Consider the following 25,335-nt stretch of genomic DNA (forward strand, 5'->3'; position numbering starts at 1 on the left):
TCAGCGAGGCTTTTTCGCAATGGTCGCGGTGAAATCGGGATCCTTGTTGGCCACCCAATCGACGAATTTGCGCACCGCCGGATTGGCCAGCAAGCCTTCGACATCCATGCCGTAGCGCTGCAATTCCGAATTGGTGAAATTGGTGATCAGCATCTGCTGGCAAATGCCGTGCATGGGCACGACATCGCGCCCGCCCCGGCTCTTGGGCACGGGATGGTGCCAGACGATCGTCGATCCGGTGGGCCGCCCGCAAAGCCAGCAAGGGACGGCCGGAGCGGGGGCCTCCTCTTCCTGATGCATATCGCCATAGGGGTCACGTTTCGAATGTTTGCGGGCCATGTCTGCTTCCAACTGGTTTGCCCCCCCTATACCGGCCCGGTCCGGCAAGGCAATCATCTCGACCGGCACATCAACCGGGCGGCATACAGGAACCCAGCGCCCCGCCCTCGCACAGCACGCACATCGCATGGATGACGCCCGAGATCACCGGATCCTTCAGCCGATACCAGCGCGTCTGCGCCTCGATGCGGACATGAACGACATCCTCGGCGCGCAGCATGGCCAGATGCTGCGACACCCCCGATTGCGACAGGCCGGTGATCGCCACCAGTTCGTTGACGCTCACTTCGCCCTCATCCATTCGGCACAGCATGAGCAGGCGTTCAGGATGGCTCATCACCTTGAGACGCCCGGCCATATGCGCGGCATGGAGTTTAAGTTCCGAAAGGTCGGATGGTTTCATACAGTCTCCTCGGAAAGAGGAACGCCATCATCGCGCAGCACCACATAGATCGCCGGGATCACCAGCAGCGTCAGCAGTGTCGAGGATGCCAGACCAAACAGCAGCGAGATCGCCAGCCCCTGAAAGATCGGATCGGTCAGGATCACGCTGGCCCCGATCATCGCCGCGGCCGCCGTCAGCGCGATGGGTTTGACGCGGATGCGCCCGGCCTCGATAAGCACCTGACGCAGGCTCTTGCCGGGCGTGGCGGTATGGCGGATGAAATCGACCAGCAGGATCGAATTGCGCACGATGATCCCGGCCAGCGCGATAAAGCCGATCATCGAGGTGGCCGTAAAGGGCGCGCCAAACAGCATATGCCCCGCCACGATCCCGATCAGCGTCAGCGGCACGGGCGTCAGGATGACCAGCGGCAGTTTGAAGCTGCCGAACTGACCCACCACCAGCACATAGATCGCCAGCAACGCCACCATAAAGGCTCCGCCCATGTCGCGGAACGTCACCCAGGTGATCTCCCATTCGCCGTCCCACAGGATCGAGGGGCGGCTTTCATCCTCGGGCTGGCCATGCATCAGGATCGCGGGCTTGACCATGCCGTGCCCGGCCCAGTCATAAGCCTCCACCGCCCGGTCCACCGCGAGCAGGCCATAGATCGGCGCTTCATAGCGTCCCGCCAGATCGGCCATCACCATCGTCGCGCCCCGGCCATCGCGGCGGAAGATCGCCTGCCCGCCCGTTTCGCGCCGCGCATCGACCACCTCGCCAAGGCTGAGCAATTGGCCCGAGGGCGTTGCGGCCACCGGCGTTGCCGCCAGCATGCCAGACCATTGGCGCTGGGCCTGATCCAGCCCGATTTCCACCGGCAAGGGATCGCGATCCGCCCCGCGCGGCAGATAGGCGAATGTCTGTCCGCCCATCAGCGCGCCGATGGAATCCAGCACCTGACCGCTGGACACCCCGTAATGGTCGATCCGGTCGCGGTCGGGCACCAGCCGCAAGGTGGGCCGCGCCTCGCCAAAGCTGTTATCCGTATCGACGATGAAGGGCACCGAGCGGAAGATCTGTTCCAGCACCACGGCGGTCTTTTGCCGCGTAGCTTCATCCGGCCCGTAAACCTCGGCCAGCAAGGTAGCCAGCACCGGCGGTCCGGGCGGCGTTTCGACCACCTTGATGACGCCGCCCCTGGGCAGGGTCACCGCGCGCAGCCGCTCGCGCAGGTCCACGGCAATGGCATGGCTCGACCGGCTGCGCTCGCCCTTGGGGGCCAGCGTGACCATCACATCGCCCATTTCGGGCCGCGCGCGCAGGAAATAATGGCGCACCAATCCGTTGAAATTGAAAGGCGCGGCGGTCCCGGCATAGACTTCCATGGCGGAAACCTCGGGGATCTGGCGGGCGACGGCGGCGGCCTGTTCGGCGATGCGCCCGGTGGCTTCCAGCGACGTGCCTTCGGGCAGGTCGAGGACCATCTGCACCTCGCTCTTATTGTCAAAGGGCAGCAGCTTGACCGTCACCGCCTTGAAATAGAACATCGAGCAGGCCACCAGCGTTGCCACGCCAACGCCCCACAGAAAGCGCTTGGCGCTGCCCCGTGTGGCGATGACGCGCGTGGCATAGCGGGCATAGATCGCCCCCAGACGGCCGCCGCTTTCGTGCTCATGTCCGTGGGCCCGCGCCCCGCGCGCAAAGCGGATCATCAGCCATGGTGCGATCACCACCGCGACAAAGAAGGAGAACACCATCGCCGCGCTGGCATTGATCGGAATGGGCGCCATATAAGGCCCCATCAGCCCCGACACGAACAGCATCGGCAACAGCGCGGCCACCACCGTCAGCGTGGCGATGATCGTCGGATTGCCGACCTCGGCCACGGCGTCAATGGCGGCCTGTTGGCGCGACCGGCCATCGTTCATCCCCCAATGGCGCGCGATATTCTCGATCATCACAATCGCGTCATCGACCAGAATGCCGATGGAAAAGATCAGTGCGAAGAGCGAAACCCGGTTGATCGAAAAACCCATGATGCGCGAGGCAAACATGGTCAGCATGATCGTGGTGGGAATGACAATCGCCGTCACCCCCGCCTCGCGCCAGCCAATGGCAAAGCCGATCAGGATAACGATGGACACCGTGGCAAGCGCCAGATGGAAAATCAGCTCATTGGCCTTTTCATCCGCGCTCTCGCCATAGTTGCGGGTGACATGGACGCTCACGCCCGCCGGGATCAGCCCGCCTTTCAGCGCTTCGACCCGCGCGACCACGGCCTGCGAGACATTGACCGCGTTGGCGCCGTTGCGCTTGGCAATGGCGATCGAAACCGCAGGCGCCATCGACCAGTCCGCGCCCTCGCGCGCCCAGCGCCAGCCATGCGCCTGATCCTGCGCCGCTCCCTGCTCGACCCGCGCCACATCGCCCAGCAGCACCGGCGCACCGCCCGCCGAACGGACCGTCAACCGGCGCAGCTCATCGGCGCTGGTCAGAGGCGCGCCGGCGGTGACGGCCAGCGCCGCACCATCCTCGCGCACATTGCCTGCCGGGAACGACCGCCCGCCCTGCCGCACCGCCTCCATGACCGAGGACAAAGGCACATGCGCCGCCGAAAGCCTCGCCGGATCGGGGATCACGCGGATCGCCTCACGCTGCCCCCCGGTGATGAAGGTCAACCCCACATCGTCCACCTTGGCCACTTCGGTCCGCAGCTTGGTCGCCAGTGTATAGAGGCTGCGCTCATCCCATCCCGCGCCCTTGGGCGTCAGGGTCAGCACAAGGATCGGCACGTCCGAAATGCCGCGCACCGTGATCTGCGGCGGCAACACGCCTGCCGGGATCTTGTCGATATTCGCCTTGATCTTTTCATCCACACGGGTGGCCGCCGCCTCGGGGTCCTGCCCCACAGCGAAGCGGGCCGTGACCATCACGCCGTGATCCTCGGCCTGCGTGTAGACATGCTCGACGCCGTCGATGCTCTTGACGATCTGCTCCAGCGGCTTGCCCGCCAGTTCCACCCCGTCCGCCGCCGAGAGCCCCGGCGCGGCGACGCGAATATCGACCATCGGCACCTTGATCTGCGGCTCTTCCTCACGCGGGATCGTCACCGTGGCGATCAGACCGACAAGGATTGCGGCCAGCAGGAACAGCGGGGTCAGGGGCGAGGCGATGGTGGCCCGCGTGATGCGACCCGAAAGGCCCGGATTCATCGCCCCGCTCCCTGATCGACGCCGGCCAGCACATCGCCATCCCGGACGCCGGATAGAATTTCCACCATGCCGTTGGCGGCGGGTGCGATCTGCACCGGCACCTGCGATGGCGCGCCTTTGGCGCCGATCACGGTGGCGTAATCCAGCCCGTAGCGTGTGGAAATGAAGCTGCGCGGCACGATGATCGCGCGATGGGTTCCCGCTTCCACCTGGGCGGCCACGCGCCGCCCTATCAGTGCGGCGTCAAGGCCCTGCATCGCCACATCGGCGCTGACCTGTCCCGCCTGCACCGCCGGATAAATGCGCGTGACGGTGCCGTTCATGCCATCGGCGCGCACCTTGGCGCCGGGGCGGATCTTGGCCGCCAGCGCCTCGGGCATGTCCAGTCGCAGGACCACCGGGCCGGACGTGACCACCGCCACCACCATGCCCGGCGCGACCGGCGCGCCCGCAGGCACATCGGCGCGCAGCACGCGGCCATTGGCGGGTGCGATCACGGCGCCATTGCCCGCCATCGCGCGGATGCTGGCCTGCTGGGCGCGGGCGGCCTGGGTCTGGGCGCTGGCGGCCTGTGCGCCCGCCTCAGCCTGTTCCAGCCGTGCCTTGGCATAGACGCCATTGGCGGCCAGGAACTGCACCCTTTCCAGTTCCGCGCGCGCCTGCACGGCCTGCGCCTGCGCGGCGGCGGCCTGTGCGCCATAGGCGGCGGATTGATAGGAGAGCTGATTGTCGGTGATGCGGCCGATCACCTGTCCTTTATGCACACTGTCGCCCGCCCGCACCGAAAGGGTGGAGAGGACGCCGGGAATGCGCGCCAGCACCTGCGCCTGATCCTGACTGGTCACCTCGGCCGAGACGCTTTGCCAGTCGGGCGCATCGGCGGCCTTCACCGTCATGCGCGGCTCGGCCGGAGCCTTGGCCGCCTCGGGCGCCGCCTGATCCGAACCGCCGCATCCTGCCAGAGCCGCCGCCATCGGCAATGCCATTGCCAGCCATCCACGCATCCGCCCTCTCCCTTGCTCGTTGGTTGTCTTCAGCGCTCGATCGGCAGGCCGGCCTTGGCCCAGGCGCCAAAGCCGCCCGCCAGATGGGTGTCGACGCTGGCCTGCGCGGCGGCGCATTTGTCCAGCGCCATGCCCGAACGCTTGCCGCCCAGACAGGTTAGCACCAGTTGCCGCCCCTCGGGCGCGGGCAGGCGGCTGGGCTGAAACGCGGAAAGCGGCATGTTGATCGAGCCGGGGATATGCCCGCCGGCAAATTCGTCCGGTTCGCGCACATCGACCACCATCGCCTGATTCGCGGCCAGCATGTTGGCCAGTTCATGAGCGTTGATTTCGCGGTGCCGGGCCGAATTTCCAAAGCCGAAGATCATGACATTGCATCCTTATGCCTCGGGCGGGATGGCCCGTTAAAAACATGCCTTGCTTATATGCTGCAAATATAATATTAGTCAAGCAGGATTGGAAGCGACGCCATGCAGGAGCCGCCCGAACCATCCGCAGATCACTGGGTCCGTATCGCATTGGGAGAGCCAAACCATGTCCTTGCCCGGAAACGCCATGCCCGGAAATTCCCTGCCGCGAATCGTCGTGCTGGGCGCGGGCCTCGGCGGCACGATCGCTGCCTATGAAATCCGCGACGCGACCAAGGGACGCGCCGAAGTCACCGTTATTTCCGACAGCGAGGACTACTGGTTCGTGCCGTCCAACCCATGGGTGGCGGTGCGCTGGCGCGAGCCTGAGGCGATCCGGGTGCCGCTGGCGCCGGTGATGGCGAAAAAGGGCATTGGCTTTACCAGCGTGGGCGCGCTGCGCGTCCATCCGCAGGATCAGCGCATCGACCTGCGCGACGGCACCAGCATCACCTATGACTGGCTGGTGATCGCCACCGGGCCGGAACTGGCCTTTGACGAAATTCCGGGTTTCGGGCCGCAAGGCTATACTGTTTCGGTATGCCGGACCGATCATGCGGCCCATGCCGCCGACGCTTTCGACGCCTTTTGCGCCGATCCCAAGCCCATCGTTGTGGGCGCGGCGCAGGGGGCATCCTGTTTCGGCCCGGCCTATGAATTCGCGCTGATCCTCGACACCGAACTGCGCCGCCGCAAGATCCGCGACCGCGTGCCGATGACCTTTGTCACCAGCGAGCCCTATATCGGCCACCTCGGCCTTGACGGCGTGGGCGACACCAAGGGCCTGCTGGAAAGCGAGATGCGCGAGCGGCACATCAAATGGATTACCAATGCGCGCGTCGCCAGCATCGAACCGGGCATGATGCATGTCGAGGAAGTGGGCGAGGACGGCGCGGTCAAAAAGGCGCATGACCTGCCCTTTGGCTATTCGATGCTGCTGCCCGCGTTTCGGGGCGTCAAGGCGGTCCATGGCATCGAGGGTCTGACCAATCCGCGCGGCTTCATTCTGGCCGACCGGCATCAGCGCAACCCGACCTTCAAGAACATCTATTCGCTGGGCGTCTGCGTGGCGATCCCGCCGATCGGACCGACCCCGGTGCCGGTGGGCGTGCCCAAGACCGGCTTTATGATTGAAAGCATGGTGACGGCGGTGGCCCATAATATCGCGTCCGAACTGGATGGGCGCGAGCCGGACGAGGTGCCAAGCTGGAACGCGGTCTGTCTGGCCGATTTCGGCGATGGCGGCGTGGCCTTTGTCGCCCAGCCCCAGATCCCGCCGCGCAATGTCAACTGGTCCTCGCATGGCAAATGGGTCCATCTGGCCAAGGTCGGCTTTGAGAAGTACTTTCTCCACAAAGTCCGCTCCGGCACCAGCGAGCCGCTTTATGAAAAGCTTGCGCTCAACGTGCTGGGGATCAGCAAATTAAAAGAAACAACCAAGGAGAGCGTGCGATGACACTTGATACTGCTGTGATGCGTTTTGCCGGGACGGTCGTTCTGGCCAGCGCGCTGGCCGCCCATTTCATCCATCCGGCATGGATTTACCTGACCATGTTTGCCGGGGCCAACATGCTTCAGGCCAGCGTGACCGGATTTTGCCCGGCCGCAGTCCTGTTCCGGGCCATGGGCGTCAAGCCGGGCACGACGTTCAAGTAAGAGGGATCGGGCATGCGCCGCTTACTCATACTGCTGCCGCTGCTGGCGGCGGCTCCGGCATGGGCCAATGCGGCGCAGGCCAATGATCTGAACGCGGCCATCGCTGATGCCCTGGCCCATGCCCCCGCCCTGGCCGAGGCGCAGGCGGGGCAGGCCGAGGCCAAGGCAAGGCTGGACGGGGCGCGGGCGCAGGGCAATCCGATGCTCAGTGTCGAAGGACAGATTGGCGCCGGACGCATCGACAATGGCGGCTTCTTTGGCTTTACTGCGCGCAATGTGACGCCTCTGGCGCTGCGGGCGGGGGCGGAAATGCCGCTTTATGCCGGGGGCCGCGTGGCCGCCGCCATCGATCAGGCGAAGGGCGGCAAGGCGATGGCCGATCTGGCTCTGGCCGATGCGCGCTCGCGGGTGGTGGTGGGCGCGGTGGCCGCCTATGCCGAAGTACTGACGGCCCGCCGGATCGAGGCGCGGTTTCAGCAATTGTCGGCCGAGCTGGCCGAGGTTGAACGGCAGGCCAAATTGCGTTTTCGAGCGGGCGAGATCCCGGCCTCCGACCTTGCCGCCGCCACCGCGCGCCGGGCCGAGGGCGAGGCAGGCCTTGCCGCCACACAGGGCCGCCGCATCACCGCCGAGGCGCAATATGCACGCGCCACCGGGCATGAGGCGGGCGATCTGGCCCCTCTCCCGCCCCTGCCTGCCACGCCGCCCACGCTGGACGAGGCCATGGAGAGCGCACACCGCGCCAATCCGGCCCTGGCGCAGGCGGAAAAGGGCATCGACATCGCGCGGGCCGGTGTGCGCGGCGCGCGGGCGGAAAGCCTGCCCACCATCGGCGCCTTTGCCGAGGCCACGCGCACCCGCGACCAGTTCTTTCCCGATTACCGCGCCGATGCGATGGCGGTGGGTGTCCGGGGCCGCTGGACCCTTTGGGCGGGCGGGCGCACGGCGGCCAAGATCCATGAGGCCGATGCCGGGCTGGACGCCAGCGAGGCCCGCGCCCGCGAGGCGCGCGAACAGATCGATACCGCCGTCATTTCGGCATGGACCGGCCTGAAAACCGCCCAGCGCATGGTCGATGCCAGTACGCTGCGCGCCACCGCCGCCGCCGAGGCGCTGCGCAGCGTGCAACTGGAGGCCAAGGTTGGTGCGAAACCCACGCTGGCCGTGCTGGATGCCGAGCGCGAGGCGACCGCCGCCGATGCCGGAAGGATTGAAGCCGAGGGGCAACGTCTGCTCGCGGCATGGCAGCTTAACGCACTGGCTGGCGCGCTGGCGCCGTAAAGGAGGTTTACCATGAACAAGGACTGGCCGCAGATGGCCAAGGATCTGTCGGGGGCGATCAAGGAAGTGCGCATCGGCGCGCCCGATGTGATGAAAAACTTCTCCGCCATGGCCAGCGCCGCCACCGCCAATGGCGCGTTGGACAGCAAGACCAAGGAGCTGATCGCGCTGGGCATTGCCGTGGCGATCCGCTGCGACGGCTGCGTAGCCTTTCATGCGCAGGCCGCGCTCAAGCATGGCGCCACCCGCGAAGAGGTGATGGATGCCATGGGCCTTGCCGTCTATATGGGCGCGGGGCCAAGCCTGATGTATGCGGCGCAAGCCGTGGAGGCCTATGACCAGTTTGCGGCGGCCGCGAAATAGATCAGGCGCGCACGACCTCATCGGCGCGGGCGGCTTGGCGCGCTTTTAACAGATCGTGGCGCGTGACCATGCCGACCACCCGGCCATCGGCGGGGGACAGCACGGGAATGCGCCCCTTGCCCGTTTCCAGAATGAGGTCGGCCAGCGCGCCAATCGGCGTCTGCGGCCAGACATAGGGCGATGACGCATCCGAAAGGACATCGCGCAGGGACAGGTCTGGCTCCATTCCGCCGCTTTGCCAGTTCAGCGCATCCTCACGCGAGACCATGCCGACAAGGCCGCCTGCGGCATTGACCACCGGATAGCTGCGATGCCACGCTCCGTCGGCAAAGAAGGCCAGGGCCTCGGAGACCAGCGTGGTGTCGGGCATGGTCTGGGGTGCGGGGGTCATGATCCGTTCGACCTGAAACAGTTCGAGCGGATCGACACTGTATTCCTGACGGATATGGCGGCCGCGCCGCGCAATCTTTTCGGTCAGGATCGAGCGGTGCATCACCAGCACGCTGACCCCATAGGCGCCGATGGCGCAGGCCATCGTTAGGGGCAACGCCTCGAAATGCCCGGTCAGTTCGGCGGCGAACAGGGCGCCCGTCAGCGGTGCGCGCATCGCCCCGCTCATGATCCCGGCCATGCCGATCATCGCCCAGACGCCCTCGTCCCCCGGCAGCCACAGGCCCGCCAGCGCGCCCAACGCCCCGCCCAGCATCAGCAAGGGCGCGAGCACCCCGCCCGATGTGCCCGATCCCAGCGCCACCAGCCAGACGGCGGCCTTGACCGCCAGCAGCAGCGCAATCGCCCGCGCCCCCATCGCGCCATCGAGCAGCGCCTGAATATTGGCATAGCCCGCCCCCAGCACGCGCGGGTCAATCAGCGCGCCCAGCCCGACCACCAGACCGCCAATCGCGGGCCACCACATCCAATGCGCCGGCAGGCGGTGAAATCCATCCTCCACCCGGTAGAGCGCGCTGGAAAGCACCCCTGCCATCGCCCCCAGCAACAGGCCCAGTCCCAGCGCCGCCGCCAGCGCCCAGACCCCGATGGGCATCGCCAGACTGGCCGGGAACATCGGCCCCGCCCCCAGCCACACCCCGCGCAGCACATGGGCGACCAGACAGGCCAGCACCACCGGCACAAAACTGCGCGGCTTCCATTCGAACAGCAGAACCTCGACCGCCAACAGGATCGCGGCCAGCGGCGTGCCGAAAATCGCCGTCATCCCCGCCGCCGCGCCCGAGACCAGCAGCGTCTTGCGCTCGGCAGCGGTCAGGTGAAAGCGTTGGGCAAAGAGCGAGCCGATAGCCCCGCCGGTCATGATGATCGGCCCTTCCGCGCCAAAGGGGCCGCCGCTGCCGATGGAAATGGCCGAGGACAGGGGCTTGAGAATGGCCACTTTCAGCGACAATCGGCTCTCGCCATAGAGGATGGTTTCGATGGCCTCGGGGATGCCATGGCCGCGGATCTTTTCCGAACCATAGCGCGCCATCAGCCCGACGATCAGGCTGCCCAGCACCGGCATCAGCACGATCATCGCCGGATTGGCTCCCGCCGCCATGGTCGCAGGATCAACCGAAAGGCGGCCATACCAGAACAGATTGGTGGCCAGCGCGATCAGCCGCAGCAGCACCCACGCCCCCGCCGCGCCCCCTGCGCCCACCACCAGCGCGGCAAGGGCCAGCACGACCATGCGATGATCGGCGGTATGGTCGCGCAGATTTGGCAAATCAGGGGCGAAATGGGATGGTGGCAAAGGGGCAACGGACATAGATGGCTCCGGATTGTGCCCGGCGCAAATATATCGTATTACGATATAAATCAAGATGAGGAAACGCCATGTCTGAACTGGAGGAAGCCGATTACGCCCTGTTGGCGCAATTCCGGCATACGCTGCGCCAGTTTCTGGTGTTCAGCGAGGACAAGGCAGCCGGTTTCGGCCTGACGCCGCAACAGCATCAGGCGCTGCTGGCGATTCGCGCCGCGCCCGAAAGCGGGGCGACCGTCGGCTATGTGGCCGAAAGGCTGATCCTGAAGCCGCACAGCGCCAGCGGGCTGGTTGATCGGCTGGAAACGCAAGGCTGGCTGACGCGCGCGCCCTCGCCGCAGGATCGGCGTCAGGCCATGCTGGTCCTGACCGACAGGGCGCGCGAGGCGCTCGAGGGGTTGAGCGCGACCCATCGCGAGGAAATCCGCCGCCTGCGCCCGATGCTGACCGATCTGCTGGATCGTCTGGGATAAGCCGTGCTGCAATGGCCCCAAGATGAATATTTTACGACAATTGTATTCAGATTGTCGGAAGTCAGCCTCCGCTAAAACCGCCCCATCGGCACATCGCCGTTACGGGAGAAGTGACATGCGGCATTGGATCGGAGCCATGGCCATCGGGGCGGCGGGCCTGATGATGGCGGGGAGCGCGCAGGCGCAGAGCTGGGGCGTCTATGTCGGCAGCGGCGCACCGCCCTACGCGACAGGCTGGCGCGACGAAGGCGCGGACCGGATGATGAGTTTCATCTGTTCGGGTCAGCGCGCCCATGGGCTGGAAAACCGGCTGGATCACGAGGTGGACGAAGGCGATATCGACCCCGGCACCGCCAATCGCATCCACGCCGCCATCGACGGCCTTGAAGACCGCCAGCGCCATGAATGCGCCGAGGGTGATGTCCGCTCGGTCCGCGAGATCGGATGGCGCTATGACCGGATCGGGCAATGGATGGAGAGTGCGGCCCATGGCGATGACGGGCCGGGCTGGCGTCCTCGTTGGTAAAAGGGCTCGTTGGTAAACTTCAGAGATACTTGGCCAGTTCGGACAGCTGCGCCAGTTTCTCGCGCAGTTCCGGCGTGAGTTCGCCCAGCGTATCGGTCAGGTGATGTTCGATATGATGGGCCACCAGCCGCGTCTTGGCCTTGTCCAGAGCCGCCACCACGGCGGCCAGTTGCTGGGCCACATCAAGCGCGCTGCGGTTATCCTCAATCATCGCGATGATGCTGGCGAGGTGACCGTTGGCGCGCTTGAGGCGGTTGGTCAGGTCCTTGTCGGTGGCGTGGCTCATCGCGCCGGTTCAGAGCAGATGGCGCGCGCCGTCAAGCGCAATCACCGCGCCGACGATCAGGATCACCGCGCCTGAGAGCAGCGGCGCCTTGCGCACCGCATCGCCAAACCCGCTCCAGCGCTTTTCCAGATGGCGCAGCGAAAGCGCGGCCAGCACGCCCGAGGCCACCATTGTCAACGCCAGCCCTACCGAGAACCCCGTCACCAGCACCGCGCCCAGCGCCACCCTGTGCAATTGCAGGCAGAGCATCAGCACCGTGATCGCGCCGGGGCAAGGCACCAGCCCGCCCGTCAGGCCAAAGACCACGATCTGGCCCGTGGTGACCGAGCGGCCCGCAAAGCGGCGGCGGATGTCCTCGGCATGGGCCGCCTCATGGGCATCGACATAGCCGCCGGTCGCCAGTTCCAGTTCGTGGATCTCTTCTTCGGTCGGTTCGTGATGATGGTGGTGCCCGTGGTGGTGATCATGGTCATGGTGGTGATGGTCATGGCTGTGGCCATGATGATGCTCATGGGCATGGGCCGCGTGCAGATCGGCCCGCGCGCGCCGGATCATCCAGATCGCCATGGCCACGATCACCGCGCCTGAGGCAAGCTGGAAATAGGGTTCGGTGTCCTCGGCCCGAAATGAGCCAAACGCCCACATGCCCCCCATCGCCACCAGCCACACCACCAGTGTATGCGACAGCGTGGCCGCCAGCCCCAGCAGCACCGCCTGACGCACTGTGCCTTTCACCGCGATGATGAAGGCGGCCATCATGGTCTTGGAATGGCCCGGCTCCAGCCCGTGCAGCGCGCCCAGCAGGATGGCGCTGGGGATGAAGAGCCAGCCATGGGCGGCGTCCTGGGCGATAAGGGCGGTGAGATCGGTCATGGCGCCTGCACGTATCCCCCCTGGGGGGATATAGCAAGCGTGATATTGTCGCCCCTTGCCCATCGCCTCGGTTGACATGCAGGGCCCGAAGCGCCAAAGGGCGGCCATCCCCTGGGGAGTAGCCATCCGCATTTTCAGCGGAGCGCATGTCAACAAACTTGGTTTCGGCCATGGCATGTGCGGCCTTTACGGTTAGGCGAGACCATGGATCGGCATGCACTCGGGGCCGGGCGCGTGCCCGGTTCATGTATCCTATGCCCGGCCCTGTGGAATCTGTTCATGTCTTCTTTGACGATCACCATCGCACTGCTGCTCGGATCGGCAGTCGTGATCTATCTGGCCTGCGAATATTTCGTGAATGGCGTTGAATGGGTCGGCGAAAAAATGGACGTCGGCCAGAAGGCGACCGGCACGATTCTCGCCGCATTCGGCACGGCCCTGCCCGAAAGCGTGGTTACGCTGGTGGCGGTGGCCTTTGGCACGGGGGCTGCGGCCAAGGAACTGGGTGTGGGGGCGGCGCTGGGCGGTCCGTTGGCGCTGTCGACCATTGCCTATGCCACGGTGGGCGTGGTGCTGTTGCTGACGGGGCGGCGGTTGGCGGCATCAAGCGATATGGCGCATACTTTCCGCCATCTCAGCAAGGATCAGGGCTGGTTCCTCGCCATCTTTGCGGCCAAGATCACGCTGGGCCTGCTGGCCTTCGCGTGGAAACCTTGGCTCGGTGTGCTGTTTCTGGCGGCCTACGCGCTCTATGTCCGTCAGGAGCTGGGCGGCGAAGGCGATGATGCCGAAGAAGGTATCGAGCCGCTGAAATTCCAGCCCGGGCGGGCGGTTCCTGCCACGGCCATGGCTGTTTTTCAGGTGCTGGTGGCGCTGGTGGTGATCTTTGTCGCCTCGCAGACTTTTGTGCGGCAATTGGAAGCGCTTGGCCCCGCGCTGGGCCTGCGCCCGCAATTGCTGGCCCTGTTGTTCAGCCCGATCGCCACCGAATTGCCCGAAACGATGAATGCCATAATCTGGGTACGCCAGGGCAAATACAAGCTGGCGCTGGCCAATATTTCGGGCGCGATGATGATTCAGGCGACGATCCCGACCGCGCTGGGCCTGTTCTTCACGCCCTGGCTGCTGACGCCCCCGCTGCTGGTGGCGGCGGGCGCGACGATGGCGGCGATCCTCATCATGTTCCTTGTGTTTCGGCGCGGCATGGCCTCGCGCGGGCTGCTGGCGGGGATGGGGCTGCTCTATCTGGTGTTTGCGGGCGTCATTGCCGCGCTCCATCTGGGTTAAGCGGCGAGGGATCGCGCCCCAGAAACAGGCGCGCGATCAGCGAGCGCAGCCAGACCACACCCGGATCGTCCTGCACCCGCAAATGCCAATATTGCGCGATGCCGATCAGCGGCGCGGCAAAGGGCGGATCGATCAGACGCAGCGGGGCCATACTGGCAAAAATGGCCCCCACCGCCTTGGGCACGGTGCTTATCAGATCCGAGCCGGCCACCAGCAGCGGTACGCTCATGAAATGGGGCGATTGCAGCGCGACACGGCGACGCAGGCCCATGTGTTCAAGCTGCATCTCGAACAATTCCTGACTGCGCCCGCTGGACGAGACGACGATATGACCCAGCGCCAGAAAGGCTTCCTGCGTCCAAGGCGCATCCAGCGCCGGGTGCCCTTCGCGCATGATGCAGGTGAAGGGATGGTCGAACAGCTTTTGCGTCATGAAAGGCCCCTGCCCCAGATCGGGGAAATAGCCGAGCGCCAGATCGACCGCGCCCTCCCCCATCGCCTGCACCAGATCGGCCGGACGCAGCGACCGACATTCGAGCGTCACCTGCGGCGCGGCGCGCTCCAGTTCCTGCATCAGGCGGGGCAGGAACACCAGCTCGCCAATGTCCGAAGTGGAGAGCACGAAATGGCGCGCGGCGCTGGCCGGGTCGAAATGGCGGCCCGCCAGAATGTCATGCTCCACCCCATGCAGCAGGCGACGCAACGGGTCGCGCAGGCTTTCACCCAGCGCAGTCGGGCGCATCCCCGCCCCATCGCGCACCAGCAGTTGATCCCCCATCGCCCGGCGCAATTTGCTCAGGGCAAAGCTGACATTGGGCTGGCTCATGCCCAGACGGCGGGCGGTGGCATGGACGCCGCGCTCCTCCAGCAAGGCGTCGAGCACCACCAACAGGTTGAGGTCAAAGCGGCGATAGTCCATGCGTCTTAATCCGTCTAGCTGATTATGATGATTATATCAAACAGCCTGACGGATTATGCCAGATGCTTCTAATCTCCCCGCAACCGCAGGGAGAGAGAAGCCACATGACCACCAAGCCATTTCTTCGCAACATCTGGTATGTCGCGGGATGGGCCGCCGATCTGGCGCCGGGCGCGCGGGTGGCGCGGACGTTTTTGAACCGCCCCGTCGTCCTGTGGCGCAGCGAAGCGGGCAAGGTCTTTGCGCTGGACGACCGCTGCGCCCATCGCGCCATGGCGCTTTCGAGCGGTCCGGTGGTGGGCGAGGCGATCCGCTGCGCTTATCACGGCATGGAATTCGGCGGCGACGGACGCTGCACCCGCATTCCGGCGCAGGACAAGATCCCCGACATCGCCCGCGTGCGCGCCTATCCTCTGGTCGAGCGGCAGGGGTTGCTGTGGATCTGGATGGCCGATGCGGAGAGGGCCGATCCGGCGCTGATCCCCGATTATCCGGTGCATGAGGATCCGAAACTGGCCTGGCGCAGTTCCTATTTCCATGTGGGCGGCAATTGGCAATTGCTGGTCGATAATCTGATGGATCTCTCGCACCTGCCCTATATCCACGCCCACACGATCGGCGGCGACCCGGAACTGCATTTCCGCACGAAAACCCAGTCGGAAAAACTGCCCAACGGCGTGCGCGTGATGCGCCATATGCTCGATTCCGATCCCCCGCCCACCTATGTCGCGGCTGCGGGCTTTACCGGCAAGGTGGACCGCTGGCAGGAAATCGAGTTCGAACCGATGACGATCCGCATCCATACCGGCGCCTGCAATCCGGGCACCGGGGCCTATGACGGGCGGCGCGAGCATGGCTTCTCGATGTTTGGCTTTCACGGCATCACGCCGGAAACCGAGACAACCACGCATTACTTCTGGTCGATGGCCACGAATATCCTGACCGACGGCATCCCCGACGAGGTGTTTGAACAGACCGCCCGCACCTTTGCCGAGGATATGGAAGTGCTGGAATTGCAGCAGGCGCGGATATTGGGCATGCCCGATTTGCCGATGATCGACATTGCCAGTGATGTGGGCGGGCGCCACACGCGCCAGTTCATCGCCCGATGTCTGGCGCGCGAGGAGGAGGTTTAGGCTCTAACCATGGGGGCGCAACGCCCAGGCCGAACCCTTAGCGGTGGCGATGGCCGCCCCCGCCTCCTCCGCCGTTGAAATGCGGCATGCTGGTTCGGGGGCCGGGCGTCATGGAGCCATGGAAGGGCTGATAATTATGCGGCCCGCGCGGCGCCTCGCGCATGAAATGGCCCCGGTCGCCCCGGATATAGACCCGGTCGCCCATGCCGCGGCGATAATAGAAATAGCCGTCATTGCCCCAATAGCCGTCATAGATCGTGCCGTAATAGCCGTCATACCAGCCGTTATAGGCATAGGGGCCGGGACCATAGGCCATCCGTCCGCCATAGGCATAATCATCCGCGCAGCCCGCTAGCGGCAGCGCGCCAAGGCCGAGAAGCAGCAGGGAGAGGGTCTTTTTCATCATCATGATCGCCTCCGTGATCAGGGTATCATCCTGTCGGCGCCCTTTTCTCTTGTGCGGCGGCGCAGGCATGACCAAAGCAGGGCAGGCCATCAGGAATGGCCACCCGTTAACTCCTTATCCGACCCGGACTGTGACTTATGCCTGAATAAGACGCGCGCAAATGAGTAATTTCATCATTTCACCCGATCATCGCGTCAGGAATTTGATATCGGATGCCTGATCGATGCTCAGCGTCTGGATCTCTTCCTTGACCGCGCCGCTGGCGGGATCGCGGCGGAACACCTTGATCCCATGACTGCGCTGATTAGCGATCAGGACAAAGCGGCCGTCAGGGGAAAAGGCGAACTCGCGCGGCTCATTGCCTTCGACAGAGCGGCGGTCGGCCAGTTGCAGCGATCCATCCTCGGACGACACTTCAAAGCTGAGCAGGTGATTGTCGCTTCCCCGATCGGTGATCGAGAGGAAACGGCCATCGGGCGAGAAATGCAGCGCCGCCGCGCTGACCTTGCCCGCAAACCCTTCGGGCGCCAACGCGATCGTCTGGCGCAGCGTCAGGCGGCCTTCGGCATGATCGAGCACCGCCACCTGCCCGGCCATTTCCAGCGTGACATAGGCATGGCGGCCATCGGGCGAAAAGATCAGGTGGCGCGGCCCCGATCCTTTGGGCATTTCGGTAAAAGGCTGGTCCCGCAGGGCCGACAGGGGCGTTTCGCGCCGCGCCGGGTCATAGCGATAGGCATGGATCCGGTCGCCCCCCAGATCCTGCACAAAGACAAAGCGGCCATCGGGCGAAGATACGACCGAATGGATATGGGGCGAGGTCTGACGGTCGAGGTTGACCATGCTGGCGCGATAGGTCTTGATCTGCGTGACCGGCCCCAGCGCTCCGCCCTTGCCCACCGGCAGCACCGACAAAGTGCCGCCCGGATCGGCCGAGACCGCGTAATTGGCTACGAACAGATAGCGCCCATCCTTGCTCAGACTGGCATAGGTGGGTTCGGCGCCCAGCGAGGACATGCGGTTGATGAAGGTCAGCCGCCCGCTTGCCGGGTCCATCCGATAGGCCGATGCGCGGCCCACCGGATCGCGCCCGCCCTCGCCATTTTCATCCACCGCATAGAGCAGCCGATGATCGGCCGAAGGCACCAGCCATGACGGGTTGTCCGCCGCCGTTACCTGCACCGGGCGCGGGTCGATATGGCCGGTGCGGTCATCGAAATTATAAAGATAGATCCCCTTGCTCTGCCCGCCCGTATAGGTGCCGATCAGCAAGGGCGTGGCCATAGCGGATGAAGCGCCCAACACCAGACCGAGCGAGCCGAGCAAAACTTTGAAAACCATGACCTGTATCCTGCCAAAAGCGGCGATACAGGTGACCGCTTCGCGCTTCATCGTCAAGTGCGTCGCACTCCTCATTCAGGTGCATCGCATTTCATCGCCAAGGCGCTTGAATGCGCCCCGGTTCAGGCCGATTCCCGAATGATCAGTTCATGATCCAGAATAACCGTGTGCTGCTCGATGGCTTCGCCGTGAAAGATTGCCTGCATCATCCGCACCGCCGCCTCGCCCAATTGCGCGGCAGGCTGGCGGATGGTGGTGAGAGGCGGCGAGGCATAGGCGGCAAAGCGCATGTCGTCGAAACCGATCAGCGCGATGTCATCGGGCATACGCAGCCCCTTTTCGCGGATGGCGGCCTGCGCACCGATCGCCATCTCATCGCTGGCGCAAAACACCCCGTCGGGCCATTCCGGGCGTTCGAGCAAACTTGCCATCGCCTCATAGCCCGATTCCATCGAGAAATTGCCCACCACGACCCAATCGGCCCGCTGCTCCATCCCCGCCTCGCTCAAGGCGCGCTGATAGCCTTCCAGCCGGTCCGTACTGACCGTATAGCGCAGCGGCCCCGAAATCATCGCGATCCGTTTGCGGCCGGAGGCGAGCAGATGGCGCACTGCCATTTCCCCGCTGCGGATATTGTCGATTTTCACCCTCGGGCAATTGGGTCCGTAAACGCTGCCCTCGGCCAGAACCAGCGGAAAAGGCAAAGGCGAACCGGCATCGAAACTGTCGTGCAGCACGCTGGGCCAAAGCGAGCCGAACAGGATCAGCCCGTCGGCCACGCGCGAAGTGACCAGTTCGACATAGTGGTCGAGCCGCTCCTGTTTGCGCTGTGTCTCTCCGATCAGAACGCGGCAGCCCAGTTGATGGGCCACATTCTCGATATTCTTGAGCGCTTCGGCAAAGAAGAGATTGGAGATTTCCGGGATGATGACCAGAATGGTGCGAAACCCCGGCCGTCGCAATTGCTGGGCCATGGCATTGGGAACATAGTTGAAATGGGCGATCGCTTCGCGCACCCGGCTGCGCCGGGCGGGCGTCACCTTTTCAGGCTCGCGCAGCACGCGTGATACGGTGGCCAGCGACACACCCGCGAATTTGGCGATGTCATGGATGGTGGGCGTATCGGACACGGGTCCATCCTGTCTGAGGCGAAGGGGTAAAGTGAAATATTAGAATGAAGAATTTATTTTTCAATCGCCATCTGCCGCCAAAGCCTCACATCTTATGCTCCTGCCCCATATCTTATGTTGCTTCAACACGGTCTTAACATCGCCTTTGCACCAAAGAAAACGGTGAACTGCGGGGCATGGGCGACGAAAGTGCGAATGCCGGGTGGTCCTCCGCATGGAATGGGTTTATCGGCCCGGTCATCAGGTCCGGCATGATGGCTTTGCGTTCAACGCGGCCGGGCGATTTGCACCGATGCTCTAAAAGGGGCGACCCGCATCATGATGGATCTCAACGATTTTGCCTTCTTTGCCGCCGTGGTCGAACATGGTGGCTTTTCGGCCGCATCGCGCGCCACCGGCGTCGACAAGGCCCGCCTTAGCCGCCATGTCGCAGCATTGGAGCAGCGGCTGCATGTGCGCCTGCTCCAGCGCTCCACCCGCAGCGTTGTGCTGACGCAGGCGGGCAAGAGTTTCTATGAAGGCTGCATGCTGGTCATCGACGGGGCGCGGGTGGCCTGCGAAAGCGTGCTGGAATTTCAGCGCGAGCCTTCGGGCACCATCCGCATCGGCAGCCCGGTCATCATTTCGCAGAATTTCCTCGCCCCCATCCTTCCACGCTATCTGGAGGCCCATCCCAAAGTGTCGGTCGTGATCGAATCCACCGACCGGCAGCTCCATCCTCTGGAGGACCGCTTCGACGTGATCCTCTCGGCGCAGGCGCAATTTCCCGATTCCAGCAGCCTTGTCGCGCGTGAAATCGGGCGGATCCGGCGCATTCTGGTGGCACAGCCGGGCTTTCTTGAGCGGCACCCGGCCCTGCGCGATCCGGCCGATCTGATCGATCTGCCCATCATCGCGCGCCATACCGATATGGTGGATGAAAGCGCCCGCTGGACCATGCTCAATGAAGAGGATGTGGCCTTCAAGCTGGATTTTCAGCCGCGTCTGGTGACGGGCGATCTTCAGATCCAGATCGAGGCGGCCTGTTCGGGGCTTGGCCTTGCGCTGCTGCCCGAACCGCTGGTCGATGCGCGTTTGGCCGATGGCGATCTGGTGCGGGTGCTGCCCGATTGGTTCACGCCGGAATACAGCCTGTTTATCGTCTATCCCACCCCGCGCGGCATCCTGCCTTCGGTGCGCAGTTTCATTGATTTCGCGATGGCCAATATCACGGTCGGGCCGAAAAAAGCCCGCGGACCAGCGGACGGGGCTGGTCCGCGGTGATGGCGGCCAAGGGCATTGGGGGGTGGATGGAGCGATGGCCCGGAGGGGGGAACCGGGCCATACACACCCTTGGCCGAAACTTATGCCTTAGAAGCGATAGGCGACGCCTGCGAAGATCTGGTGACGGTCAAACCGGCCATTGCCTTCGCTGAAATCGCTGTAACGGTATTCGACGCGTGCCGAGACCTTGTCGGTCAGCTTGCGTTCCACACCGCCGCCCAGCAGCCAGCCATCGCGGTCATCCGAACCATGGATGTTGCCGATATTCGCACCGGTCAGCGCGTTGGAATAGCCGCCGCGGACATAGGCGAGCGTCTTGGGCGTCACCAGATAGCCGGCGCGCAGCGAGAGATCGACCGAACGCTTGGGCGAGATCGAGGCCAGCCCGTTGCCAAAGCGCGAGCTGATCGGAAAGTTCACTTCGGCCTGCGCGCCCACCACGATACGGGGATAGACTTCCTGGTCATAGCCCATGAACACGCCCAGCGTGCCGGTGTCGCTGGTCTGGGCCAGAGGGGTGACGCCAAGGGCCGTGCCGGGGTTGCGCACGTCATTTTCTTCCCAGCCGCCCTGAACACCGACGAAGGGGCCGGTGAAACCCTGGGCATTGGCGGCGGCAGCGGGGGTGGCAACAGCGGCACCGGCCAGAGCAAAAGCAGCAGCGGCAGTATAGATGACAGACTTCATGATATTCCTCCTGCGCCCGCGGTCTCTTCTTGTCCTTTGGCCCGGCTTCCGATCCTGCGGAAAACCGTTGAACCATCGGGGGTTGGCAGCGGGTGTGAGCGCCAAATGGGCCTGTCGCGGCCCGATGATAAGACGGCAATTGCGTGAAGGATTGTTGTTGGAATGATGCTAATCCGCGCCGGGCCGGTTGGGCTGGCTCTGGCCATGGCGCGGGGGCGGCCAGAGCCCTGCGCAAGGGTATCGGGCGCGGCGAAAAGGGCGTTGGTCTTACGCCTGCGGGCTTGCGTCGTACTTCGGCCGCGCGGTTCATATTCGGCTAATCTGGCGGAGGCTCCTCCCGGTTTTTTTGAAAACTGAGCGGTGACATGTCCATATTTGACCGGATTTCTTATGCCTCATCCGATTTGGCGATCGATCTCGGCACGGCCAATACGGTGGTCTATGTGCGCAACAGGGGCGTGGTCATCGCCGAGCCTTCGGTGGTCGCCCTGCAGACCATCCAGGGGGTTCACAGCGTGCTGGCGGTGGGCGATGACGCCAAGCTGATGATGGGCCGCACGCCCGAGAATATCAGGACCGTCCGCCCGCTGCGCAGCGGGGTCATTTCCGATATTGATGTGGCCGAACAGATGCTCAAACATTTCATCCGCAAGGCGCAGGGACAGCGGGGCCGAATGCGCGGCAGTCCCGAGATCATCGTGTGTGTCCCCTCGGGCTCCACTTCGGTGGAGCGGCGCGCGATCCGCGATGCCGCCTCCAATGCGGGCGCGCGCAAGGTCTGGCTGATCGAGGAAACCATGGCCGCCGCCATTGGCGCCGATCTGCCCGTCACGCATCCGATCGGCTCGATGGTGGTCGATATCGGCGGCGGCACGACCGAGGTGGGCGTGATCGCCACGGGCGGCATCAGCATGTCGATGTCGGTGCGCGTGGGCGGCGACAGGATGGACGATGCCATCATCTCCTATGTCCGGCGCAGCCACAATCTGATGATCGGCGAGTCGACGGCCGAGCGCGTCAAGCTGCAACTGGGCGCCGCCCAGCTTTCCGATGGGCCAGTGCCCACAACAATCGTCAAAGGGCGCGATCTGGTCAGGGGTGTGCCGCTCGAAATCACGATCTCGCAGGCCGAAATCGTCGAGGCGCTGGCCGAACCGGTGGGGCAGATCGTGGCGGCGGTGCGCAGCGCGCTGGAAAACACCCCGCCTGAAATCGCCGCCGACATCATCGACGGCGGGATCATCATGACCGGCGGCGGGGCGCTGCTGGCCAATCTCGACCGTCTGATCGCATCGGAAACCGGCCTGCCGGTCAAGGTGGCCGACAATCCGCTCGATTGCGTGGCGCTGGGCGCCGGGCATGTGCTGGAGGACCCTTCGTATCGCGGCGTGCTCCATGCCACCTAGGTTCAAAGGTCGGCGCGGGGCGGGCGCAAGATTCTTTTAATAAAAATTCCATACAAACACCTAGGGTCGCATAAAGCATCGGGACGGTTGTATTGGAATCTGGTCACGCCTTGGGCGGGGCATGGGTGCGCGGGCGCTCTGCCCGTCGCTTTTGCCGACGCTTGCGCCGCGATGCCTCGGGCGGGCCGACGATGGAATTCGCCCTTGTCGCCCCGGCCGTCATCGCCCTGCTGCTGGCCATCCTGCATATCGCATTGATCTATCTGGCGCAGGAAGGGCTGGAAACGGCGGTTGAGGCTTCCTCGCGCCTGATCCTGACCGGCTCGGCCCAGACGCTGCAACTGGGCAGCGGGACGGGCGCCTATACGGGCATGAAGGCCGCTGATTTCAAGACCGCCGTATGCAGCGGCATTTCGGGCAAGGATTCGAGCGGCGCGGCAGTGACCTATCCTGCCTCGCTGCCGCCCTTTCTGACCTGCAACCGGCTCTATGTGAATGTTCAGGTCGTGCCTGCCACCTGCACCACGCCTACCATCACGACGCCCAACTTCACCTATGCCAACGGCACGCTGGCCAGCACGGGCACCGGCTATGGCCAATCCAATTGCGCGGGCACGACCAACACCAACGGCGGGATCAGCGGCACCCAGAAATCGCTGGTGATCGTTCAGCTCATCTATCTGTGGCCCACGGTGTCGGCCCCGCTGGGGCTGAATTTCGTTAACCAGGCCAATGGCAACCGGATGCTGGTGGCCACCTCGGTGGTGACGGTCGAGGGCTATCTCTGCGCCTCGGGGGTGACCTCATGCTAGACCGTCTGGCGCGCAGCCGCGACGGGGCGGCGCTGATCGAATTTGCCTTTGTCCTGCCGGTGCTGCTGATCCTGTTCATCGGCGGCTATGTGGTGGCCGACATGATCGCCTGTTCGCGCAAGGTCACGGTGGCCACGCGCGCGCTTTCCGATCTGGTGGGGCGCAATGTGTCGCCCTCCAGCACCGTCACCTCGGCCACACTGACCACCTATATGAACTCGGCCCAATTGGTCATGACGCCGATGCCCGCCGCCCAGACCACGCTGCAGATCACCAATTTGCGCGTGTGCGACGCCACCCATGCCTATGTCGTGTGGAGCCAGGCCCAGACCAACGGCGTCACCGTTAACTCCTCGCTGACCGCCGGGACCGTGGTGTCCATTCCGGCCAATCTGGTCACGGCGCCCATGGTGCCCACCTCGCCCGATGGCTCGAATGTCTGTCAGAACACCACCAGCGGGGCCAACAAGGTGATGGTCGGCACCGCCGGCGGCTATCTCTTTCTGGGCCAGATCAGCTTTACCTATACCCCGCCCATCGGTCTTGGAACGCTCGCCACCACGAAGCTGAGCGATCAGGACTATATGATTCCCCGCCTGCCATAGGTTGCGCGCCATGAGCCTTCGTTTCGCCCCCCTGACCCGTTCCCTGCGTCTGATTCTTGGCCCGTTGCGCCGCGACGGGCGGGGCAATGTGATGGCGATGACGGCGCTGGCCATCATTCCGCTGGTCTTTGCCACCGGCTTTGGCGTGGATTACAGCCGGGCGCAGAGGTTGCAGACCAAGCTGAACGCGGCGGCGGACGCGGCGGTGCTGGCCGCGGTGGTTCCGCAAATGCTGAACCAAACCGATGCGGCAGCCCAATCGGCCGCACAGAACATGTTCGATCAGCAGGTCAACGGGCTGAGCGGGCTGAGCAGCATCAGCCGCACCGTCACCATCAGCAGCACCCAATCGGGCAGCCTTGGCACATTACGGGTGGCCAAGATCACCTATACGGCCAGTTCCAGCAATATTTTCAGCAGCATCCTGCATGTCCCCACCCTGCCCATCGGCGGCAGCGCCAGCGCCAGCGCGTCCCAACCGCCCAGCATCAATTTCTACATCGCGCTCGACACTTCGCCCTCGATGCTGCTGCCCACCACCACCACCGGGATCACCAATCTGACGGCAGGCGCGCGCTGGAATGGCGAGCAATATTATTACGGCCGCGTCGATGGCTGCGACTTTGCCTGTCATTCGAACAATATGCACCAATGGAACGCGGGCACCTATGTGGTGGATTCCAGCTCGCGCCCGATCTATCTCAACAACAACACGTCCAGCAGCATCACCTTTTACCGGGTGGCCTGCGACGGCACCGTCTATGACAACAACGGCACGAAACTGGGGACTGGCGGGTCGATCAGCGGGTCGGCAACCTATTGTTCGGGGTATAATCCGGCGGCCAATCCGGTCAATCTGACTTACCTGCCCACAGGCGCCTCGAAAACCACCACGGTCAGCGTCAATTTCCCCGACACATGGTGGCTGGCGCGCAATTACAGCACGGTCAATCCCGGCCAGTCGGCCATTACCCTGCGCACCGATGCCGAAGGCGATGCCGCCGCCAGCGTCATCCAATATGCCTATCGCGTCGAACAGCAATATGCGACCGCCAGCGTGCCGCCGATCTACAAGATGCAGTTTTTCACCTTCAACGTGGGCAATCCGGCGCCGCTCTCCACCTCGCCCTTTGGCACGATGACCGATGTGGCCACGCTGCAGGGCCAGACCTTTCCGAACATGGGCGCGCAGGCTCCCCTGCTGGCGGCCAATTCCTATTGGACCAACCTGAGCACCTATACCGGCAACGCCGACACCAATTTCACTTCGATGTTCACCTGGATGCAATCGACCATGCCCAGCACATCGGGCAGCGGCACGCAGGCATCGCCGCAAAACGTGCTGATTCTGGTGACCGACGGGTTGGAGGATGACAATACGGGCGACGGCATAACCCAGCTCAACGCCAACAACATCTCACAATGCAACGCGATCAAGGCGACCGGCACGCGCATTGCGATTCTTTACACGCAATACCTGCCCGCCACGATCAACTACACGCTGCATCCCACGTTCAACAGCACGGCTGCCAATAACGTACCCTATATTCAGCAGCAGTTGCAGGCCTGCGCCAGCCAGAATGCCGATGGCACCTATCTGTTCCAGACCGTTTCCACCGACGGCAGCGTGTCGACCGCGCTCAACACGCTGTTTGCCATGGTCGTGCAATCGGCAAGGCTGGTGAAATAAAGCGCAAAGGCGGCTCCGGCGGGAAGGGCCGGGGCCGCCTCGCAGGGTCTGACAGGGGAAATCAGACCGCAGGGTCAGAGAGTTGG

The 25,335-nt window shown here is 64.2% G+C and carries 26 protein-coding genes and 1 riboswitch; of the genes, 13 read left to right on the forward strand and 13 right to left on the reverse strand.

Annotated features, from left to right (window positions below):
- The 5 genes from FHW92_RS03345 to FHW92_RS03365 form a co-directional block, all read right to left on the reverse strand.
- A complete protein-coding gene (locus tag FHW92_RS03345) occupies nt 1–339 on the reverse strand; it encodes a hypothetical protein (protein WP_168601778.1) in 339 nt (112 codons plus the stop codon).
- Between the two features lie 70 nt (nt 340–409).
- Nucleotides 410–742 (reverse strand): metalloregulator ArsR/SmtB family transcription factor, encoded by a 333-nt coding sequence (locus tag FHW92_RS03350; RefSeq protein WP_168601779.1) that lies wholly within the window; start codon nt 740–742, stop codon nt 410–412.
- Complete coding sequence (locus FHW92_RS03355) at nt 739–3,939, reverse strand: efflux RND transporter permease subunit (RefSeq protein ID WP_168601780.1); 3,201 nt, start codon at nt 3,937–3,939, stop codon at nt 739–741. The genes FHW92_RS03350 and FHW92_RS03355 overlap by 4 nt, the downstream gene beginning before the upstream one ends.
- Nucleotides 3,936–4,943: an efflux RND transporter periplasmic adaptor subunit gene (locus FHW92_RS03360; RefSeq protein WP_168601781.1), complete on the reverse strand. Its 1,008-nt coding sequence runs from the start codon at nt 4,941–4,943 to the stop codon at nt 3,936–3,938. Before FHW92_RS03360 ends, FHW92_RS03355 begins: the two co-directional genes overlap by 4 nt.
- A gap of 29 nt (nt 4,944–4,972) precedes the next feature.
- Nucleotides 4,973–5,311 (reverse strand): rhodanese-like domain-containing protein, encoded by a 339-nt coding sequence (locus FHW92_RS03365; protein WP_168601782.1) that lies wholly within the window; start codon nt 5,309–5,311, stop codon nt 4,973–4,975.
- Nucleotides 5,312–5,498: 187 nt separating this feature from the next.
- Between FHW92_RS03365 and FHW92_RS03370 the strand changes: the two genes are divergently transcribed.
- From FHW92_RS03370 to FHW92_RS03385, 4 genes are read left to right on the forward strand one after another with little or no spacing between them, the layout of a single operon-like run.
- Nucleotides 5,499–6,806, forward strand: coding sequence for an FAD/NAD(P)-binding oxidoreductase (locus FHW92_RS03370; protein WP_168601783.1), 1,308 nt, complete (start codon nt 5,499–5,501; stop codon nt 6,804–6,806).
- On the forward strand, nt 6,803–7,006 hold the full coding sequence (locus FHW92_RS03375) for a DUF2892 domain-containing protein (protein ID WP_168601784.1): 204 nt from the start codon (nt 6,803–6,805) through the stop codon (nt 7,004–7,006). Before FHW92_RS03370 ends, FHW92_RS03375 begins: the two co-directional genes overlap by 4 nt.
- A 12-nt stretch (nt 7,007–7,018) precedes the next feature.
- Nucleotides 7,019–8,287, forward strand: coding sequence for a TolC family protein (locus FHW92_RS03380; RefSeq protein ID WP_168601785.1), 1,269 nt, complete (start codon nt 7,019–7,021; stop codon nt 8,285–8,287).
- 12 nt (nt 8,288–8,299) lie between these two features.
- Nucleotides 8,300–8,650, forward strand: a complete 351-nt coding sequence (locus tag FHW92_RS03385) for a carboxymuconolactone decarboxylase family protein (protein WP_168601786.1) — start codon at nt 8,300–8,302, stop codon at nt 8,648–8,650.
- Between the two features lies 1 nt (nt 8,651).
- Here the strand turns inward: FHW92_RS03385 and FHW92_RS03390 are convergent, their stop codons facing one another.
- On the reverse strand, nt 8,652–10,412 hold the full coding sequence (locus FHW92_RS03390) for a chloride channel protein (RefSeq protein WP_168601787.1): 1,761 nt from the start codon (nt 10,410–10,412) through the stop codon (nt 8,652–8,654).
- Between the two features lie 68 nt (nt 10,413–10,480).
- Between FHW92_RS03390 and FHW92_RS03395 the strand changes: the two genes are divergently transcribed.
- Complete coding sequence (locus tag FHW92_RS03395; protein ID WP_168601788.1) at nt 10,481–10,882, forward strand: MarR family transcriptional regulator; 402 nt, start codon at nt 10,481–10,483, stop codon at nt 10,880–10,882.
- Between the two features lie 115 nt (nt 10,883–10,997).
- Nucleotides 10,998–11,408: a histidine kinase gene (locus FHW92_RS03400; protein WP_168601789.1), complete on the forward strand. Its 411-nt coding sequence runs from the start codon at nt 10,998–11,000 to the stop codon at nt 11,406–11,408.
- A gap of 19 nt (nt 11,409–11,427) precedes the next feature.
- On the opposite strand, the gene FHW92_RS03405 is transcribed toward FHW92_RS03400, so the two are convergent.
- On the reverse strand, nt 11,428–11,694 hold the full coding sequence (locus FHW92_RS03405; protein ID WP_168601790.1) for a metal-sensing transcriptional repressor: 267 nt from the start codon (nt 11,692–11,694) through the stop codon (nt 11,428–11,430).
- Between the two features lie 9 nt (nt 11,695–11,703).
- Nucleotides 11,704–12,567: a nickel/cobalt efflux transporter gene (locus FHW92_RS03410; RefSeq protein WP_168601791.1), complete on the reverse strand. Its 864-nt coding sequence runs from the start codon at nt 12,565–12,567 to the stop codon at nt 11,704–11,706.
- A gap of 108 nt (nt 12,568–12,675) precedes the next feature.
- Nucleotides 12,676–12,832, forward strand: a riboswitch (yybP-ykoY riboswitch).
- A gap of 14 nt (nt 12,833–12,846) precedes the next feature.
- Between FHW92_RS03410 and FHW92_RS03415 the strand changes: the two genes are divergently transcribed.
- Nucleotides 12,847–13,854 carry a sodium:calcium antiporter gene (locus FHW92_RS03415; protein ID WP_168601792.1) on the forward strand — a complete coding sequence of 336 codons (1,008 nt, stop codon included), beginning with the start codon at nt 12,847–12,849 and terminating at the stop codon, nt 13,852–13,854.
- Here the strand turns inward: FHW92_RS03415 and FHW92_RS03420 are convergent.
- Nucleotides 13,829–14,773, reverse strand: a complete 945-nt coding sequence (locus FHW92_RS03420) for a LysR family transcriptional regulator (protein WP_168601793.1) — start codon at nt 14,771–14,773, stop codon at nt 13,829–13,831. The two genes, FHW92_RS03415 and FHW92_RS03420, sit on opposite strands and share 26 nt — an antisense overlap.
- 104 nt (nt 14,774–14,877) lie before the next feature.
- On the opposite strand from FHW92_RS03420, the gene FHW92_RS03425 reads away from it, so the two are divergent.
- Nucleotides 14,878–15,909 carry an aromatic ring-hydroxylating dioxygenase subunit alpha gene (locus tag FHW92_RS03425; RefSeq protein WP_168601794.1) on the forward strand — a complete coding sequence of 344 codons (1,032 nt, stop codon included), beginning with the start codon at nt 14,878–14,880 and terminating at the stop codon, nt 15,907–15,909.
- A 37-nt stretch (nt 15,910–15,946) separates the two neighbouring features.
- On the opposite strand, the gene FHW92_RS03430 is transcribed toward FHW92_RS03425, so the two are convergent.
- The 3 genes from FHW92_RS03430 to FHW92_RS03440 form a co-directional block, all read right to left on the reverse strand.
- Nucleotides 15,947–16,318: a hypothetical protein gene (locus FHW92_RS03430; RefSeq protein WP_246869879.1), complete on the reverse strand. Its 372-nt coding sequence runs from the start codon at nt 16,316–16,318 to the stop codon at nt 15,947–15,949.
- A 183-nt stretch (nt 16,319–16,501) separates the two neighbouring features.
- Entirely contained in the window at nt 16,502–17,656 is a 1,155-nt protein-coding gene (locus tag FHW92_RS03435) for a lactonase family protein (RefSeq protein WP_168601795.1), read from the reverse strand.
- Nucleotides 17,657–17,778: 122 nt separating this feature from the next.
- Entirely contained in the window at nt 17,779–18,786 is a 1,008-nt protein-coding gene (locus FHW92_RS03440) for a LacI family DNA-binding transcriptional regulator (RefSeq protein ID WP_168601796.1), read from the reverse strand.
- A gap of 318 nt (nt 18,787–19,104) precedes the next feature.
- Here FHW92_RS03440 and FHW92_RS03445 point away from each other — a divergent pair, with 318 nt between their 5' ends.
- Complete coding sequence (locus FHW92_RS03445; RefSeq protein ID WP_246869880.1) at nt 19,105–20,049, forward strand: LysR substrate-binding domain-containing protein; 945 nt, start codon at nt 19,105–19,107, stop codon at nt 20,047–20,049.
- Between the two features lie 87 nt (nt 20,050–20,136).
- Here FHW92_RS03445 and FHW92_RS03450 read toward each other — a convergent pair whose 3' ends face one another.
- Nucleotides 20,137–20,736 (reverse strand): outer membrane beta-barrel protein, encoded by a 600-nt coding sequence (locus tag FHW92_RS03450; RefSeq protein ID WP_168601797.1) that lies wholly within the window; start codon nt 20,734–20,736, stop codon nt 20,137–20,139.
- 365 nt (nt 20,737–21,101) lie between these two features.
- On the opposite strand from FHW92_RS03450, the gene FHW92_RS03455 reads away from it, so the two are divergent.
- The 4 genes from FHW92_RS03455 (at nt 21,102) to FHW92_RS03470 (ending at nt 25,249) form a co-directional block, all read left to right on the forward strand.
- On the forward strand, nt 21,102–22,142 hold the full coding sequence (locus FHW92_RS03455; RefSeq protein ID WP_168601798.1) for a rod shape-determining protein: 1,041 nt from the start codon (nt 21,102–21,104) through the stop codon (nt 22,140–22,142).
- 92 nt (nt 22,143–22,234) lie between these two features.
- Nucleotides 22,235–22,954 carry a TadE/TadG family type IV pilus assembly protein gene (locus FHW92_RS03460; protein ID WP_168601799.1) on the forward strand — a complete coding sequence of 240 codons (720 nt, stop codon included), beginning with the start codon at nt 22,235–22,237 and terminating at the stop codon, nt 22,952–22,954.
- Complete coding sequence (locus FHW92_RS03465) at nt 22,948–23,559, forward strand: pilus assembly protein (protein ID WP_168601800.1); 612 nt, start codon at nt 22,948–22,950, stop codon at nt 23,557–23,559. The genes FHW92_RS03460 and FHW92_RS03465 overlap by 7 nt, the downstream gene beginning before the upstream one ends.
- A gap of 10 nt (nt 23,560–23,569) precedes the next feature.
- Nucleotides 23,570–25,249, forward strand: a complete 1,680-nt coding sequence (locus FHW92_RS03470) for a pilus assembly protein TadG-related protein (protein WP_168601801.1) — start codon at nt 23,570–23,572, stop codon at nt 25,247–25,249.
- Nucleotides 25,250–25,335 lie beyond the last annotated feature (86 nt).

Source organism: Novosphingobium sp. SG707 (assembly GCF_012275515.1).
Lineage (GTDB): Bacteria > Pseudomonadota > Alphaproteobacteria > Sphingomonadales > Sphingomonadaceae > Novosphingobium.

Bases quoted from the DNA above. Each gene is read 5' to 3' on its own strand.
- FHW92_RS03345 (WP_168601778.1), bottom strand. From the start codon at position 339: ATGGCCCGCAAACATTCGAAACGTGACCCCTATGGCGATATGCATCAG.
- FHW92_RS03350 (WP_168601779.1), bottom strand. From the start codon at position 742: ATGAAACCATCCGACCTTTCGGAACTTAAACTCCATGCCGCGCATATG.
- FHW92_RS03355 (WP_168601780.1), bottom strand. From the start codon at position 3,939: ATGAATCCGGGCCTTTCGGGTCGCATCACGCGGGCCACCATCGCCTCG.
- FHW92_RS03360 (WP_168601781.1), bottom strand. From the start codon at position 4,943: ATGCGTGGATGGCTGGCAATGGCATTGCCGATGGCGGCGGCTCTGGCA.
- FHW92_RS03365 (WP_168601782.1), bottom strand. From the start codon at position 5,311: ATGATCTTCGGCTTTGGAAATTCGGCCCGGCACCGCGAAATCAACGCT.
- FHW92_RS03370 (WP_168601783.1), top strand. From the start codon at position 5,499: ATGCCCGGAAATTCCCTGCCGCGAATCGTCGTGCTGGGCGCGGGCCTC.
- FHW92_RS03375 (WP_168601784.1), top strand. From the start codon at position 6,803: ATGACACTTGATACTGCTGTGATGCGTTTTGCCGGGACGGTCGTTCTG.
- FHW92_RS03380 (WP_168601785.1), top strand. From the start codon at position 7,019: ATGCGCCGCTTACTCATACTGCTGCCGCTGCTGGCGGCGGCTCCGGCA.
- FHW92_RS03385 (WP_168601786.1), top strand. From the start codon at position 8,300: ATGAACAAGGACTGGCCGCAGATGGCCAAGGATCTGTCGGGGGCGATC.
- FHW92_RS03390 (WP_168601787.1), bottom strand. From the start codon at position 10,412: ATGTCCGTTGCCCCTTTGCCACCATCCCATTTCGCCCCTGATTTGCCA.
- FHW92_RS03395 (WP_168601788.1), top strand. From the start codon at position 10,481: ATGTCTGAACTGGAGGAAGCCGATTACGCCCTGTTGGCGCAATTCCGG.
- FHW92_RS03400 (WP_168601789.1), top strand. From the start codon at position 10,998: ATGCGGCATTGGATCGGAGCCATGGCCATCGGGGCGGCGGGCCTGATG.
- FHW92_RS03405 (WP_168601790.1), bottom strand. From the start codon at position 11,694: ATGAGCCACGCCACCGACAAGGACCTGACCAACCGCCTCAAGCGCGCC.
- FHW92_RS03410 (WP_168601791.1), bottom strand. From the start codon at position 12,567: ATGACCGATCTCACCGCCCTTATCGCCCAGGACGCCGCCCATGGCTGG.
- FHW92_RS03415 (WP_168601792.1), top strand. From the start codon at position 12,847: ATGTCTTCTTTGACGATCACCATCGCACTGCTGCTCGGATCGGCAGTC.
- FHW92_RS03420 (WP_168601793.1), bottom strand. From the start codon at position 14,773: ATGGACTATCGCCGCTTTGACCTCAACCTGTTGGTGGTGCTCGACGCC.
- FHW92_RS03425 (WP_168601794.1), top strand. From the start codon at position 14,878: ATGACCACCAAGCCATTTCTTCGCAACATCTGGTATGTCGCGGGATGG.
- FHW92_RS03430 (WP_246869879.1), bottom strand. From the start codon at position 16,318: ATGATGATGAAAAAGACCCTCTCCCTGCTGCTTCTCGGCCTTGGCGCG.
- FHW92_RS03435 (WP_168601795.1), bottom strand. From the start codon at position 17,656: ATGGTTTTCAAAGTTTTGCTCGGCTCGCTCGGTCTGGTGTTGGGCGCT.
- FHW92_RS03445 (WP_246869880.1), top strand. From the start codon at position 19,105: ATGATGGATCTCAACGATTTTGCCTTCTTTGCCGCCGTGGTCGAACAT.
- FHW92_RS03450 (WP_168601797.1), bottom strand. From the start codon at position 20,736: ATGAAGTCTGTCATCTATACTGCCGCTGCTGCTTTTGCTCTGGCCGGT.
- FHW92_RS03455 (WP_168601798.1), top strand. From the start codon at position 21,102: ATGTCCATATTTGACCGGATTTCTTATGCCTCATCCGATTTGGCGATC.
- FHW92_RS03465 (WP_168601800.1), top strand. From the start codon at position 22,948: ATGCTAGACCGTCTGGCGCGCAGCCGCGACGGGGCGGCGCTGATCGAA.
- FHW92_RS03470 (WP_168601801.1), top strand. From the start codon at position 23,570: ATGAGCCTTCGTTTCGCCCCCCTGACCCGTTCCCTGCGTCTGATTCTT.